Consider the following 16,124-nt stretch of genomic DNA (forward strand, 5'->3'; position numbering starts at 1 on the left):
CTCTCTTTTTAAACCGCTACCAGACGCACACTTGCGCCTTCGCCAACGCCCAGGGCTTCAGCCGCTTCCAGGTCCAGGGTCACCGGCTTGCCGGGCGCGTAGTCCAGTTCCAGCATCACCGCGCGGTAATCCTGCAACTGCGCGTTGCTCACCAGGTACTGGCGGCCGACACCTTTGACCATCTCGCCGATTTTTACCGGCACCACGCGGCTCTGGGCGATCGAGCGAATGCCCGAAACCCGTGCGTGCAACGTTGGGCCGCCGTCGAAGATGTCGATGTAGTGGTCGGTCTCAAAACCTTCGCGCATGAGGATGTCGAAGGTGATTTGCGCACGCGGGTGCACCTGGCCCATGGCTTCCTGGGCTTCGTCCGGCAACAGCGGCACGTAGATCGGGTAATGCGGCATCAGCTCGGCGAGGAAGGTGCGGCTTTTAAGCCCGCACAGGCGCTCGGCGGCGGCGTAATTGAGGTCGAAGAAGTTGCGACCGATGGCGTCCCAGAACGGCGAATCACCGTTCTCGTCGCTGTAGCCGACAATCTCGGTCACCACCGAGTCGGCAAAGCGCTCGGGGTGGCTGGCGACGAACAGCAAGCGGCCACGGGAATTGAGTTCCGACCACGGCGAACCAACCAGCGCAGGCTGCACGTAGAAACTGGTGAGCAGGCTGTTGCCGGTGAGGTCATGGCACTGGGAAAGCACGTGGATCTTGTTGTGGATCTTCAGCTCGCGGGAAGCGTGCACGAAGGTCTCGTTACGAAAGCTGTAGAACGGTTCGGAGTAACCGGCCGACGCGACGATGGCCGAGCAGCCGGCGAGCTTGCCGGTCTCGGTGTCTTCGAGCACGAAGAAATAGCTTTCTTCACCGTTGAAACTCACCTCGGCCGCGAAAGACGCTTCGCTGGCAGCGATTTTATCGCTCAGGCGTTCCACATCGTCCGGCAAGGAGGTGACACCAATCGGGCTGTCCGCAGCCAGACGCTGTACCTCGCCCAGATCAGCCATTTGCGCGGGGCGCATCACCAGCATGGTGTCACTCCTTAACTCGAAAAACTCATAGGGGAAAAAATGCCGGACAGGTTTTCAATCAGAGAGGGCTTGTGTGGCGAGGGAGCTTGCTCCCGCTGGGCTGCGTAGCGGCCCCAAGATTTTGGGAGCGCTTCGCACTCCAGCGGGAGCAAGCTCCCTCGCCACACAAGCGGCTCCCACATTTGATCCGGTCCGGCCTTTAGAATTTTTGTTCGACGCCCGGATCACCAGGCGCCAAGCGGTCCATCAAGCTTGCGTCAACGTCTTCACAGCACGTTCGAAGCGGTCCAGGCCTTCGTTGATATCCGCCTCTTCCACCACCAGGCTTGGGGCGAAACGCACCACGTCCGGGCCGGCTTGCAGGATCATCAGGTTTTCTTTTTCGGCCGCGTTGAACACGTCCTTGGCACGGCCTTTGAACGCGTCGCTCAGCACGCAACCAATCAGCAGGCCCATGCCGCGCACTTCGGTGAAGATCCCGTATTGCTTGCCGATCTGCGTAAGACGCGCCTTGAACAGGTCGTGCTTGGCGTTCACACCGGCCAGTACTTCTGGGGTGTTGATCACGTCGATCACCGCCTCGGCGACCGCACACGCCAGCGGGTTGCCGCCGTAAGTGGTGCCGTGGGTGCCGACCACCAGGTGCTTGGCCAGGTCTTCACGGGTCAGCATGGCTGCGATCGGGAAACCACCGCCCAGGCTCTTGGCGCTGGTGAGGATGTCCGGCGTCACGCCGTAATGCTGGTAGGCGAACAGGTGGCCGCTGCGGCCCATGCCGGTTTGCACTTCGTCGAACACCAGCAGCGCATTATTGGCGTCGCACAGTTCGCGGGCGCCTTGCAGGTAAGCCAGTTCGGCTGGCAATACGCCGCCTTCGCCCTGGATCGGCTCCAGCACCACGGCGCAAGTTTTATCCGACACGGCCGCTTTGAGCGCGTCCAGGTCGTTATAAGGCACGTGGGTAATGCCGGTGATTTTAGGCCCGAAACCATCGGAGTACTTGGACTGGCCACCGACGTTGACGGTGAACAGAGTACGGCCGTGGAAGCTGTTCAACGCGGCGATGATCTCGTACTTCTCGGTGCCGAAACGGTCGAACGCAACGCGACGGGCCAGCTTGAATGCGGCCTCGTTGGCCTCGGCGCCGGAGTTGCAGAAGAACACGCGTTCGGCAAAGGTGGCGTCGATCAGCTTATGGGCCAGGCGCAGGGCCGGCTCATTGGTGAACACGTTGGAGACGTGCCACAGCTTGTTGGCCTGTTCGGTCAGTGCACCGACCAGCGCCGGGTGGGCATGGCCCAATACGTTAACCGCGATGCCGCCGGCAAAGTCGATCAGCTCGCGACCGGCCTGGTCCCAAACGCGCGAACCTGCGCCACGCACGGGAATGAAGGCGGCAGGTGCGTAGTTGGGCACCATCACCTGGTCGAAATCGGCACGTTGCACCGGGGCTTGCTCAACGGACATCGGAGTCTCCTGAAGAGGAACGCCTGCCTGGAACTGGCGGGCGATGCAGGGATTGTAAGGACAGTTTTCAGCGCGGCCTTGCCGCCAAGCGACAACTTCTTATAGCGCCAACCCGCGTTTTTGGCGGGTTTACGCCAATGCGACAAATAGCGTCGCAATGGCGCAGTTTAAACGTTGCATCGTTTGAGAGGCAGGGGCATCGCCTGCTGATTTCGAAGGTTGTATTAACTATCTGCCCCCTGTACGCCAATCAGACTTGCTGTGATGACGGTGACTCAACCCACTGAAGGATCAGCCACGTGCCTCCCCTGACTCAAACCACGCTCACCCAACACCTGACACTCACCGCCAGCAGGGTGCCCGCCGGGGCTCACACCCGCCTGCCGCAATGGCTGGGCAACGCCTCAAGCGCGCGGCGCGAGACTTTGAAAAACACCCGGCTTGAGTTTGCCGATTGGCAGGCCGACACCCGCCGCCAGCAACAAGCCCCCCTCCAGCAAGCCATGGCCGAGAGCTGGGCCACGCAAAACCAGCTCGATACCGCCCTGGCAGCGCTGCAAGCGCCCCAAGCGTTCGCGGCACCCTTGCTGCAACAGGGTCTTACTTCCCGCTTTGGCATTGAGCTGGATGTCACCGCCACTTACCTGCGCCTCTACGCCCCCGTGACGGTTCCGCTGTTCCCTGTGGACTTGGGAGGCGTCAAGGCCTGGACCGTGTCGCTGGTGGACGCAGCGCTGCACAATTTCGACGCCGCCGAAGGCGAAAAAGCCGCTTACACCACCGACTCCACCTTCATCACCCAACCCTCAGCCGCTGGGCAATTCGACACCCTGCCCGCTGTGACCGAAAAAATCAGCATCGCGCAATTCGTCGGACTGTGCCGCGAGCTGGACATCGGCGCGCAGTACCAACGCTACCTCAAAGGCTTTTTCGGCTTCCAGAACGCCACGCTGCAGGCATCGCTGCGCAGCAAGGTAATCGCCAATCTCAAAGCCGAGGCGCAAACCTGCGTGCACATGGCGCGCCTGAAAAAAGACGCGAGCGAATCGACGCTGCGCACACTCCAGGCGCAGCTCGACGGCCTCAGAGGCTTGACACTCCAGGGCAAGGTACTGCTCAACCACGACCTGAGCCTGATGGGCGCACCGCTGACCGGCATAGTGCTGTTCGCCGCCGACCTGGAGCAGCACCGAAGCGCAGTCCCCATAGTGGCGTACATTCCCGGCGACCCACTGGCGCCCCTCAAGTATTACCCCGACGGCACAGCATTCATGCGCGACCTGGCCGACAAGCTGCGCGACGCCGACTACCAGGCGTTTTTCAGCCGCTTCGTCAACCAAGAATACCGCGGCTACTTCTTTGCAGACCTCAACAGCCGGCTATCCAAAGTCGTCTGGCACTCGCCGCAGCCCGGCGACTCACGCCCCGCCTGGCGCGACGAACCGGTGGTCAACCCGAACCTGCAGTTCTATGCAACGAAAATCACCGGTGATCTTTACGAACACCTGTACGAGACCAAGCTCGACAAGCTGCTCAATGACGCTCGGGTAACCGCCATCTCCACCGCAGACGCCGACAGCAAGGCACGCTGGCAACGCTGGGACATTGTGCAGAAGGTCGCTAACGCCATTCTCGAAGTCGCCGCCTTCATCGTGACCCCTTTCCTTCCACCACTGGGCGCGCTGATGCTGGGCTACACCGCTTACCAACTGCTCGACGACGTATTCGAGGGCATCATCGATTGGGCTGAGGGCCTCAAGCGTGAAGCCTTCGGGCACCTGATGTCGATCCTCGAGCAAATGGTGCAACTGGGTATGTTCGCAGTCGGCGCACCGATTGCCGAAGGTTTGCTGCGACAGGCACTGCCCAACGAACTGTGGCGCTTTTTTGAGCGGCTCACCCCGGTCACAACTGACGGCAAGACCCGCCTGTGGAAGCCCGACCTGGCGCCCTACACCCATGACATTCAACTACCGCCCGAGTCACGCCCCAATCACGAAGGGCTATATGCCCATGCGGATAAACAGATCCTGACACTCAATGGACAACACTTCTCCATCAAGCAGCAATTGGGTAACACTTTCCTTGCCCACCCTACCCGCGCGCACGCTTACCGCCCGCAAATCATCAGCAACGGCAAGGGCTCCTGGCTGACAGCAACAGATCGCCCGCTGACCTGGGATCGCAGCACCTTGCTGCGTCGACTCGGCCCACCGGCTGACACACTCAGTGAGACGCGCCTGGAATGGGCGCATCGCATCAGCGGCGCCGACGATGCCGCCCTGCGCAAGCTGCATATGGACCGCCAACCACCGCCTCCACTATTGGCCGACACCCTCAAGCGCGTCGCCATTGATCAGCAACTGCAAGACTTTATCGACCAGATGAACAGTGACGACCCTGCGCAGTATCAAAAAGCCGACCCGCAAACCCAGCTTTGGCTGTTGAGTCAGACCGGCCTGTGGCCCGAGTCCAAGACCTTGCGCTTTCTCAACGCGAAAGGTGAGACCGTCTGGGAGCATAAAGGCCAGGAAAACTCGGCGGTGGCGCAGATACATGAAGCCCAGATGAAAAATGGTGATTTTCTCAAAACGCTGCTGGAAACCCTGGACGAATCAGAACGCAAAATCCTGCTTGAGGAAGAATTCGGCACCCCCGCCACCCAACTGCACGTGCGCGCGGCCAAACTGCGTAAACAGCTGGCACGCCAAGCCCAGGCCAAGCGCGCTTCATTGTTTGACTCCCGCTACCGAGGGCTGGAAACCACCGATGACCCGCGCCTGCAAAAAATCATCGACAGTGCGCCCGGCCTGCCCACCAGTGCGGCGCACGAGGTGCTGTTCGGCGCCAGCGGCCAAGACCTGCTGGCCATGGATCAAGGTAGTCTGCCACCCCATCTGGTGGAGCGCGCACGCTGGGCTACGCATCAGGTCAGGATCAGTCGAGCGTATGAAGGGTTGTACATGGATGCCCTGGAAAGCAACGACACAGAACAACTCGCGCTGCATTCCCTGGAAAAGCTGCCGGGGTGGTCGCCGCAGGTACGCCTGGAAGTGCGCGACTTCAGCCGCACCGGTACGGTACGGGACACCATCGGCCCGCTGCAGGCACCGATCCAACGCACCTTGGTGCGCGCCATTGATGGCGGTTACGTTCCCGAAGACGGCAAGGGCACCCTGTTCGGCGAAACCGACCTCTATACCGCCGTGCTCCAGGCACTGCCCGACGCGCAACGCGACGCGCTGGGTATCCACATTGGCCAAGGCCCACTGCTGAAACAGACCTTGCGCCAGTACGCGCTGGCCCGTGAGCCGCTGGGGGAGCTGCTGGCAACTGCGCCAGTGCGCAAGCCCTTTTACGACCCCAAGCTGATGCGCTTGCCCGGCGGCATGGAGGGTTACGACGCGAGTGCCCCTGGCAACACAAATAACCTTGAGGCGCTGTTAGTACACGAACTGTATCCCCGCCTCGCCCCAGCAGAAGTGGACTATGTACTGAACGCCATGCGAAGCCACCCTGGCTCGCCCTTACAGACGCTTCATTATTTGAAGGCTGAATTTTCACGACTGGAAACCGACCTCGCGACCTGGCGCTCCAACCTCTCTCAAACCTTCCTCAACACCGAAGTACCGCTTTTCTCCTCAACCGTTGCCGAAGAGAAACTTAATCGCTGGATCTGGACCCACCAATTGCTCCGTGCCTGGCGGCACGAGACCCCGGAGGACAGCGAGTTTTCTCTTGGCCGCCAATTGCACCTCGACGCCCCCTTGCAAAGCGAACTGCCCACCATCAGTGCCAACTTCGACCACATCTGCAACCTGAGATTGAAGGGTTATCCCACCACCCAAGGCGTACCCGCCTTTTTGGCCCACTTTCCCAACCTGCGCACGCTGGATATCAGCGACATAGCACTCAACACACTGCCTCCCGAGGTCATGGCGCGCACCCAGCTCAATCGGCTGACGCTGAGCAATTGCAACCTTAACCTGACCACACAAAGCCGTGCACAGCTTGCCACTTTGAGCCAATTGAGAAGCCTGGACCTTTCCCGCAACTACCAGCTGTCACTTTCTCCCAACCTTGGGCAAATGCCTGAGCTGCAGACGCTGAACCTTAGCCAGACGCATATTTCGCTATTCCCCGAACACCTGATCAATCGCCCTCAGCTCACGAGCGCCGACCTCAGCGGCAACTACCTGAGCAGGCTACCCGACGCGCTGTTCAGCCTGCCCGCCGAACGGGCTAGAGCGTTTGATTTGTCGGGCAACCCCCTTTCACGCGCCACCCTGGAAAAGATCAAACGTTACTGCCAGAGAACCGGCGAACACTTCGGCGCAGACGCCAACCCATTCGAGCGTCGCTTGGTTCATGAGCTTTACCCCACCTTCACTGACGACGAGGCGAATAACTTTATCTTCAGGTTGCCCGGTGAGCTGAATGACTCAATGCCCGCACTCCTGCGCTTGAAAACCGACTACGAGCGACTGCAAACAGACTTGCAGGAGTGGGCATTGGATATACCTGAACGGTACCCGTTCATAGACACGCCCATGGACGAAGGCGTACGAGCGCAACAGCAACTGCTTCGCCACCAGCTCAAGGCCTTGCTGGAAGAAAGCTGGCGACGGGAGACCGGTCTGGATTCAAGCCAGGAGCCGCCGACCACCGATCATGAAATGGCGCTGAAACTGCCTTTACTCGGCGATTTACCGGTGCTGAATATGGACTTTAAACATGTGTCGAAACTGGAGTTGAGCGCAGAGCAAGCCACCTCAATTCCCGAAGGCTTTCTTGTGCGTTTTCCCAACCTGGAAACCCTGCATATTCATCGTTATGCCCTGCCGGACATTCCTGCCGATGTGTTCAAGCTGACCAAACTCAAGACACTGATCCTGTCCCATAGCCGTATGCGGTTGACCGCAACCAGCGCCGACGCCTTGAGCGACCTGCAAAACCTTGAGTACCTGGACCTCAGTGGTAACCCCCTGGGAATCACGCCCGACGTCAGCAAGATGTCCGGGTTATCCACCCTGATCATCGAAAATGCCGGCCTTACCGAGGTACCCAACGGGACGTTCAACCTGCCATCCCTCGATCAACTGGACCTGAGAAACAACCGGATAACCGAACTTCCCACTGACCTGCTTGAGGTGGCGCCGGACAGGGCCGATGGTTTCGTTCTGGGCGGCAATACGTTCTCGCCTGAAACGATCGCCCTGCTGGTGCCGTATTACAACCGCACCGGAGTGGACTTTGGCATCCCGGAGGTCAGGCAGCGCGCGCAACTAAGCCCAACGTCGTCAACAGACGTATCAGAAGAAGAAACCGAACAATAAAAGCCACTCAACCGCGCTCGGACGGCACCGACGACAATTCAAACGGGCTGCTGCTACGCCGCTGGTTACGGTCTTCACGCGGGGTGGCGCCAAAGAAGTTGCGGTAAGCGCTGGAGAAGTGCGGCCCCGAGGAGAAGCCGCACGACAGGCCGATCTGGATGATCGACTTGCTGGTTTGCATCAGCATCTGGCGGGCCTTGTTCAGGCGCAGTTCCAGGTAATACTGGCTGGGAACGCGGTTGAGGTATTGCTTGAAGATGCGCTCGAGTTGTCGTCGTGACACGCACACATGCTGGGCGATTTCGTCGGTGGTCAGCGGCTCTTCGATATTGGCTTCCATCAGCAGCACGGCCTGGGTCAGCTTCGGATGGCTGGAACCCAGGCGGTTTTGCAGTGGGATGCGCTGGCGCTCGCCGCCTTCGCGAATGCGCTCCACCACCAGTTCTTCGGAGACCGCACCGGCCAGTTCGGCGCCGTGATCACGGGCCAACACCGCCAGCAACAGGTCGAGTACCGACATGCCGCCGCAGGCGGTCAGGCGGTCGCGGTCCCAGTCAAACAGATGGCTGGTGGCGATCACCTTGGGGAAGCGCTCGGCGAAGTCGTCCTGCCAGCGCCAGTGCACGGCGGCGCGGTAGCCGTCGAGCAGACCCAACTGAGCCAAGGGATACACACCGGCCGACAACCCGCCGATCACGCACCCGGCGCGCACCAACTGCTTGAGTGCAGTACTGAGTTGGGACGCAATGACGGTAGGTGGTTCGTCCGCCAGCAGGAACAGCTTCTGAAAGCCTTCAAGCTTGCCGGCCCACGGCTCGCCCGGTAATTGCCAGGCACCTTCGGTGCGCGGCTCGGCCTGCAAGAACGACAGTTCGTACACCACGTCCGGATGCACCCGTTGAGCAACGCGCAAAGCCTCCTCAGCCAGCGCAAGCGTGAGTGCTTTTGTGCTGGGCCAAATCAGGAAACCAATTTTATGGGCGGTCATTTAGGGGCTATCCGAAGCGAGTAACAGTAATGAAGACAAGGGCCAATGCTAGCCGGTAAACGAACACAAATCTCAAAACATATGGAGATCCAATGTGGGAGCTGGCTTGCCTGCGATGGCGGTGGGTCAGTTGCCACACTGGTTACTGATATATCGCTATCGCAGGCAAGCCAGCTCCCACAGGGAACGAGGCGACCTCAAGGCTGCGAAATATGCACTATTTGAGTGCACAAAAGCAGTCTTGATTATTTCAAGCTACCGGAAAGAAACTGCTGCAACCGCTCGGACTGCGGGTTCACCAGTACTTCACGCGGGTTGCCACGTTCTTCGACGATGCCTTTGTGCAAAAACACCAACTGGTTCGAGACTTCACGGGCAAAGCCCATTTCGTGGGTCACCACCACCATGGTGCGGCCTTCCTGGGCCAGGTCCTGCATCACCTTGAGCACTTCGCCGACCAGCTCCGGGTCGAGGGCCGAGGTCGGTTCGTCGAACAGCATCACCTCCGGCTCCATCGCCAGGGCACGGGCAATCGCCACGCGCTGCTGCTCGCCGCCGGACATGTGGCCGGGGAACGCATCCTTACGATGGCCCACACCAACTTTGGCCAGGTAGTGCTCGGCCTTTTCACGCGCGTCTTTTTTCGACATGCCCAGCACGTGCACCGGCGCTTCCATCACGTTTTCAAGCGCAGTCATGTGCGACCACAGGTTGAAATGCTGGAACACCATGGACAGGCGCGAACGCATGCGCTGCAGCTGTTTCGGGTCGGCGGCCTTCATGGCGCCATCCTTGTTGGCCACCAGTTTCAGCTCTTCGTTATTGAGCAGAATCTTGCCGGCGTGGGGTTGCTCCAGCAGGTTGATGCAGCGCAAAAAGGTACTTTTGCCCGAACCACTGGAACCGATGATGCTGATCACATCACCGGCCGCGGCGGCCAGGGACACGCCTTTGAGCACTTCATGACTGCCATAGCGTTTATGCAGGTCTTGGACTTCAAGTTTGTACATGCGGTCGGTTCTCACAAAAACAGGTGGTCAGTCGTTGAGCAAGCGCCCGTGGCGCAGCGCTTCGCGCCCCGCCACCTTGGCCAGCCAGAAACCCGCTTGGGCATAACGTAGCCGTTCAACGGCAAACAACACCCCGGACGTCCCCGCGCAAACAATGCTGACGCGGTCGGTCAGAGGGTCAATCACTTCAAAAATCTCATCGCCCGCTTCTACCCGGTCACCGGCTTTACGCAGGTAACTGATCACCCCGGCATGGGGCGCAAACAGCAACTCGGTGCCTTCGAAGGGCAAGCCTTCGCACGCGTCGTATTGCGGCGCCGGCCATTGGCCGGTGATCAAGCCTTGCTCGGCCAGGAACGCGAGGATGCCTTCGGCGTGGAAAATCGCTTCATCACGGCCGGTGTCGGCCTGGCCGCCCAATTCCAGGGTAGTCGCCAGGCACGCCAGGGGAATCTGCGCGTCCGGGAACGCCTGCGACAGACGCAACCACGGCAGCGAGCAGGCTTCATCAAACGAACTGCCGCCGGAGTCTTCCGCCAGCAGGCCGACTTTCACACCCAAGTGCGCCGACAACGAGCGCCACTGCGGCCAGTGCTGGGGCAACGCATACATGTGCAACGCGGCTTCGGCGTCGCAATGCAGGTCCAGGACGATATCGGCGGTGCAGGCGTGGCTCAGCAAGATGCGCTGCATGCCTTGCAGTTGGCTGCTCGGCGCGGGCAATGCATTGAGTGCGTCGGTCATCGCCTGGCGGATCATGCGCACATTTGCGTGCGGGTCATCGCCTAGCTTGCCCTTGAGCAACTCGGCAACCGGCGCGCTCAGCTCGACGAAATCACGGTTGAAATTCTTGCCGCTACCCACCTCGAAACGCCCCTGGTGGCTGCCTTGCAGCAATTGGCCCAAGCCCATCGGGTTGGCCACCGGCACCAGCTCGATCACCCCGTTGAGGGCGCCTTGCTGTTCCAGTTCGGTGAGGCGCTTTTTCAGCTCCCACGCCGCGCGCATGCCCGGCAATTCGTCGGCGTGCAGGCTGGCCTGGATATAGGCCTTGCGCTCGCCACTGCCAAAACGAAACACGCTCAGTTGGCGCTCGCAGCCCAGGTGGCCCCAGGGCAACAGGTGATCGATACGTTCCATATCAATGCTTCCGTGGAGCCAGGTAGCTCAGCCAGCGGCCTTCGGCCAACTTGAACAGGCGCACCAGGATAAAGGTCAGGCACAGGTAGAAAACGCCGGCGGTGATATAAGCTTCGAACGGCAAGTAATACTGGGCGTTCACGGTGCGTGCAGCACCGGTGATGTCGATCAAGGTGACGATGGACGCCAGACTGGTGGTCTGCAGCATCATGATAACTTCGTTGCTGTACTGCGGCAGCGCGCGGCGCAAGGCCGACGGCAGCAGGATGCGGCGGTACAGCTTGTAGCGCGACATGCCCATGGCCTTGGCCGCCTCGATCTCCCCGTTCGGCGTGGCCTTGAGGCTGCCGGCGATGATTTCGGCGGTGTAGGCGCTGGTGTTGATCGCAAACGCCAGGCATGCGCAGAACGTGGCGCTCGACAGCAGCGGCCACAGGAAGCTTTCGCGCACGGCTTCGAATTGCGCCAGGCCGTAGTAGATCAAAAACAGCTGCACCAGCATCGGCGTGCCGCGGATCACGTAGGTGTAGAGCCAGGCCGCACCGTTGATGACCGGCTGCTTGGACACGCGCATCAAGCCCAGCGGCAAGGCGGCGAGCAGGCCAAAGAACAGCGAAATAGCCAACAGTTTCAGGGTGGTTACCAGGCCGCCAAGGTACAGCGGCATGGCTTCCCAGATGACGTTGTAGTCGAAGATCATAGATCAGCCGCCCTTACGCCTACCGAGTAGCGCTTCTCAAGATAACGCAGGGCCAGCAACGACACGCTGGTAATCACCAGGTACATCGCCGCCACTGCGAGGAAGAAGGTAAAAGGCTCACGGGTGGCGTCTGCCGCCTGCTTGGCCTTGAACATCATGTCTTGCAGGCCCACCACCGAGATCAGCGCGGTGGCCTTGGTGAGTACCAGCCAGTTGTTGGTGAAACCAGGGATCGCCAGCCGAATCATCTGCGGCACCATCACCCGGAAAAACACCTGGAAACTGCTCATGCCATACGCAAGGCCGGCCTCGGCCTGGCCCTTGGGAATGGCCATGAAGGCGCCACGGAAGGTTTCCGAGAGGTAGGCGCCAAAGATGAAACCCAGGGTGCCGATACCGGCGGCCAAGGGGTTCAAGTCGATATAGTCGTCATAGCCGAGCATCGGCGCGACGCGGTTTAACAAGTCCTGGCCGCCGTAGAAAATCAGCAGAATCAGCACCAGGTCGGGGATCCCGCGGATCACCGTGGAGTACAAGTCACCCAGCCAAGCCAACCAGCGCACCGGCGACAGGCGTAACGCGACCCCGATCAGACCCAGAACAATGGCCAAGGCCATGGACGACAAGGCGAGCTGAAGCGTCAACCATGCGCCATCGAGGATGACAGCCCCGTAGCCGTTCAACATGATTCAGGTCCTCGAAAAGGGGGATGAAAAAATGGCGCAAACTTCAGAATCTTCTGTTGCTTGCGCCATTTAGGACAGACAGCTGCGACGAGTTACTTAGGGTCAGCGCCGTAAATATCGAAGTCGAAGTACTTGTCCTGGATTTTCTTGTATTCGCCGTTGGCACGGATCGCGGCAATCGCAGCGTTGATCTTGTCCAGGTCGGCCTTGTCGCCTTTACGCACAGCGATACCGATGCCGTCACCGAAGTACTTGGCGTCGGTGAACTGTGGGCCCACGAACGCGTAGCCTTTACCGGCCGGGGTTTTCAGGAAGCCGTCTTGCAGCAGGGTAGCGTCGGCCACGGTGCCATCAAGGCGACCGGCTTCCACGTCCAGGTAGATTTCGTTCTGCGAGCTGTAAGGCACAACCGTGACGCCTTTAGGGGCCAGGACTTCCTTGGCGAAACGATCGTGGATCGAACCGCGTTGCACGCCGATTTTCTTGCCTTTGAGTTCATCCAGGCTGTCGCTGACGGTGGTGCCTTCCTTCATCACCAGCTGCGCTGGGCTCAGGTAGTAGCGGTTGGTGAAATCCACAGACTTCTTGCGGTCTTCAGTGATGGACATGGACGACAGGATCGCATCGATCTTGCGCACTTTGAGCGCAGGGATCAGGCCGTCGAATTCCTGCTCGACCCATACGCACTTGACCTTCATCTCTGCGCACAGCGCGTTACCGATGTCGTAGTCAAAACCAACGATGCTGCCATCCGGCGCCTTCGAGGCAAACGGAGGGTAAGCCGCTTCGATACCAATCTTCAGGGGCTTTTCATCAGCGAAGGCCTGCATGGACAGCACGGACAGCGCCAGGGCGCCCAACAGCACAAGTTTCTTCATCTTGGGACTCCATCGGTATAGGGCAAAAAGCAGAATGAGCCGTGGCCCACGATGCGACTTAAGTGAAACCGAATAGCGGTGCTGCGTCCTACCCTGAATTGATACAGGAGACGACGAGCGAGTGATCGGCATTCTAACGACAGGCCGGAAGCCGATATTTCCTCAATGCGACAACAATTTACAGAAGCACTGAGAAAGCGGTTCCAGCACATTGACAGCCTCTGGATTTTATGCAGAGACAAAAGATATTAAACCTGTTGATGCTGCAAATTGCGGGCCTATTATTCGCAAACCCTTCTAGCACGGCAAGTCTGGCGTTTAATCTTATTTCTGAGGGTGTCTAAAACGCGGGTTTTCGGGGCGCAGGCGTAGCACATTGCCTCAGGATTGGGCGTGGGGTTACACATTTAGGCTGGACGGTAACATTCAGAAACCTCCTACGAAAGAAACCGATATTTATTGGCCTACACACTGATCGTTCCCACGCTCCGCGTGGGGATGCATTCTGTGACGCTCTGCGTCACGCCTCAAGAGCAGACGCGGAGCGTGGGAACGATCAGACTCCGGCCATGAAACACATTCCAAATGTGGGAGCTGGCTTGCCTGCGATAGCGGCCTGTCAGCTAACCCACCTGTGCCTGATACGCCCTCATCGCGGGCAAGCCAGCTCCCACAGTGATCCGGTTTCGCCAGTGCTATCGAAATCAAACCCCACAAAAAAGCCCCACCCGGCTCACGCCGAATGGGGCTTTATCTGACCCGGCCCGCCTTACGCGACGTTCATGGTCTTGTGTGTCTCAATCAAATGCGCCACCACACCTGGGTCGGCCAGGGTAGAGATATCCCCCAACCCGTCATACTCAGCCGTAGCAATCTTGCGCAGAATCCGGCGCATGATTTTCCCCGAACGCGTCTTCGGCAAGCCCGGCGCCCACTGGATCACATCCGGCGAGGCAATCGGTCCGATCTCTTTGCGCACCCAGTTTTTCAGCTCCAGGCGCAGCGCTTCGTTAGGTTCTTCGCCATTCTTGAGCGTGACATACACATAGATGCCCTGCCCCTTGATGTCATGCGGCACACCCACCACCGCCGCTTCAGCGACTTTAGGATGCGCAACCATCGCGCTTTCAATCTCGGCAGTGCCCATGCGGTGGCCGGACACGTTCAACACGTCGTCCACCCGCCCGGTGATCCACCAGTAGCCGTCTTCATCGCGGCGCGCACCGTCGCCGGTGAAGTACATGCCACGGAAGGTCTTGAAGTAAGTGTCGACAAAACGGTCATGGTCGCCATACAGCGTGCGCGCCTGGCCTGGCCACGAATCGAGGATCACCAGGTTGCCTTCGGCAGCGCCCTCGATGATGTTACCGAGGTTGTCCACCAACGCTGGCACCACACCAAAGAATGGGCGTGCCGCCGAACCCGGCTTGAGTGCGTGGGCACCCGGCAGCGGGCTCATCAAGGTGGCGCCGGTTTCGGTCTGCCACCAGGTATCGACAATCGGGCAACGGGATTGGCCGACATTCTTGTAGTACCAATCCCAGGCTTCCGGGTTGATCGGCTCACCCACCGACCCGAGCAGACGCAGGCTGCTGCCATCCACACCTTCGCAGGCAGCGGTGCCCGAAGCCATCATCGCGCGGATCGCGGTGGGCGCGGTGTAGAGGATATTGACCTTGTGCTTGTCAACGATCTTGCCGACCCGCGTGATATCCGGGTAGTTCGGCACGCCTTCAAACAGCAGCGTGGTCGCGCCATTGGCCAACGGGCCGTAGACGATATAGGTGTGGCCGGTGACCCAGCCGACGTCGGCGGTGCACCAATAGATTTCGCCTGGGCGGTAGTCGAACACACGCTCGTGAGTCAGGGCTGCGTACAACAAGTAGCCGCCAGTGGTGTGCTGCACGCCTTTAGGCTTGCCGGTGGAGCCCGAGGTGTAAAGGATGAACAGCGCTTCTTCGGCACCCATCTCCTTAGGCGCACACACAGTGCCCGCCACTTTCATCAGGTCTTCGTACCAGATGTCGCGATGCTGGTTCCACTTGATGTTGCCATTGGTGCGCTTGCACACAATGACTTTCTGGATGCTGCTGGTTTCCGGGTTGGTCAGCGCGTCGTCGACGTTGGCCTTCAGCGGAATTTTCTTACCGGCGCGAATGCCTTCGTCGGCGGTGATCACCACCTTCGACTTACAGTCGATAATGCGACCGGCCAGGGCTTCCGGTGAAAAACCGCCAAACACCACGGAGTGAATCGCACCGATGCGGGTACAGGCCAACATGGCGACCACGGCTTCGGGGATCATCGGCATATAGATAGTCACCACGTCGCCGCGATGCACATCCTGGCCGCGCAGGGCGTTGGCGAACTTGCAGACTTCTTCATGCAGCTCGCGGTAGGTGATGGTGCGGCTTTCGGAAGGGTCATCGCCCTCCCAGATGATCGCAGCCTGATCACCACGCTCGGCGAGGTGGCGGTCCAGGCAGTTGTAGGAAACGTTGAGGGTGCCGTCGGCAAACCATTTGATGTCGACATGGTGGTCGTCGAAAGAGGTCTGCTTGACCGCGGTGAAAGGCTTGACCCAGTCAAGGCGCTTGGCTTGCTCGCGCCAGAAGCCATCGGGGTTGACCACCGACTGCTGGTACATGGCCTTGTAGGTCGCCTCGTCGGTCAGCGTGTTGGCTGCTACTTCGGGGCGAACGGGGTACAGGGAAGCCGCACTCATCTTTCTTACCTCGGTGACAATAGTTGTTTTTGTATGCCCTGTTGTAGCCGGGGCGCCCCCATAGAACCATTCGACGATGGTAGTAACAAGCCCCTACAAAATGCCGTGCTATGCCCTTTCAGGGCTCTGGCCCACGGCCTGCGCGGCTTTGGCGCCTGATGAAAAA

At 59.7% G+C, this 16,124-nt stretch carries 10 protein-coding genes; 1 reads left to right on the top strand and 9 read right to left on the bottom strand.

The annotated features are described in order from the left end of the window. Positions 1 to 8: 8 nt before the first annotated feature. Together aruF and HU759_RS23420 are read right to left on the bottom strand one after the other, a co-directional pair. On the bottom strand, positions 9 to 1,028 hold the full coding sequence (aruF, locus tag HU759_RS23415) for an arginine/ornithine succinyltransferase subunit alpha (RefSeq protein WP_017138424.1): 1,020 nt from the start codon (positions 1,026 to 1,028) through the stop codon (positions 9 to 11). Positions 1,029 to 1,274: 246 nt separating this feature from the next. Then, complete coding sequence (locus HU759_RS23420; protein ID WP_017138425.1) at positions 1,275 to 2,495, bottom strand: aspartate aminotransferase family protein; 1,221 nt, start codon at positions 2,493 to 2,495, stop codon at positions 1,275 to 1,277. Between the two features lie 299 nt (positions 2,496 to 2,794). Between HU759_RS23420 and HU759_RS23425 the strand changes: the two genes are divergently transcribed. Continuing rightward, a complete protein-coding gene (locus HU759_RS23425) occupies positions 2,795 to 7,831 on the top strand; it encodes a leucine-rich repeat domain-containing protein (RefSeq protein WP_170039818.1) in 5,037 nt (1,678 codons plus the stop codon). A gap of 7 nt (positions 7,832 to 7,838) precedes the next feature. Here HU759_RS23425 and HU759_RS23430 read toward each other — a convergent pair whose 3' ends face one another. The 7 genes from HU759_RS23430 to acs form a co-directional block, all read right to left on the bottom strand. Further along, the gene (locus HU759_RS23430) at positions 7,839 to 8,819 is read right to left on the bottom strand and encodes a GlxA family transcriptional regulator (protein WP_017138427.1); all 981 of its coding nucleotides are present in this window, start codon (positions 8,817 to 8,819) and stop codon (positions 7,839 to 7,841) included. A 245-nt stretch (positions 8,820 to 9,064) separates the two neighbouring features. Beyond that, a complete protein-coding gene (locus HU759_RS23435) occupies positions 9,065 to 9,829 on the bottom strand; it encodes an ATP-binding cassette domain-containing protein (protein ID WP_003214336.1) in 765 nt (254 codons plus the stop codon). 27 nt (positions 9,830 to 9,856) lie between these two features. After that, a complete protein-coding gene (locus HU759_RS23440) occupies positions 9,857 to 10,969 on the bottom strand; it encodes a succinylglutamate desuccinylase/aspartoacylase family protein (protein WP_186617507.1) in 1,113 nt (370 codons plus the stop codon). 1 nt (position 10,970) lies between these two features. Continuing rightward, on the bottom strand, positions 10,971 to 11,669 hold the full coding sequence (locus HU759_RS23445; RefSeq protein ID WP_017138430.1) for an ABC transporter permease: 699 nt from the start codon (positions 11,667 to 11,669) through the stop codon (positions 10,971 to 10,973). Continuing rightward, positions 11,666 to 12,355 (bottom strand): ABC transporter permease, encoded by a 690-nt coding sequence (locus tag HU759_RS23450; protein WP_017138431.1) that lies wholly within the window; start codon positions 12,353 to 12,355, stop codon positions 11,666 to 11,668. The genes HU759_RS23445 and HU759_RS23450 overlap by 4 nt, the downstream gene beginning before the upstream one ends. A gap of 92 nt (positions 12,356 to 12,447) precedes the next feature. Then, a complete protein-coding gene (locus HU759_RS23455) occupies positions 12,448 to 13,233 on the bottom strand; it encodes an ABC transporter substrate-binding protein (protein ID WP_065929365.1) in 786 nt (261 codons plus the stop codon). Between the two features lie 769 nt (positions 13,234 to 14,002). Then, on the bottom strand, positions 14,003 to 15,958 hold the full coding sequence (gene acs / locus HU759_RS23460) for an acetate--CoA ligase (protein ID WP_056861684.1): 1,956 nt from the start codon (positions 15,956 to 15,958) through the stop codon (positions 14,003 to 14,005). Positions 15,959 to 16,124 lie beyond the last annotated feature (166 nt).

The sequence above is a fragment of the Pseudomonas sp. OE 28.3 genome, assembly GCF_014268205.2.
Classification (GTDB): Bacteria; Pseudomonadota; Gammaproteobacteria; order Pseudomonadales; family Pseudomonadaceae; genus Aquipseudomonas; species Aquipseudomonas edaphica.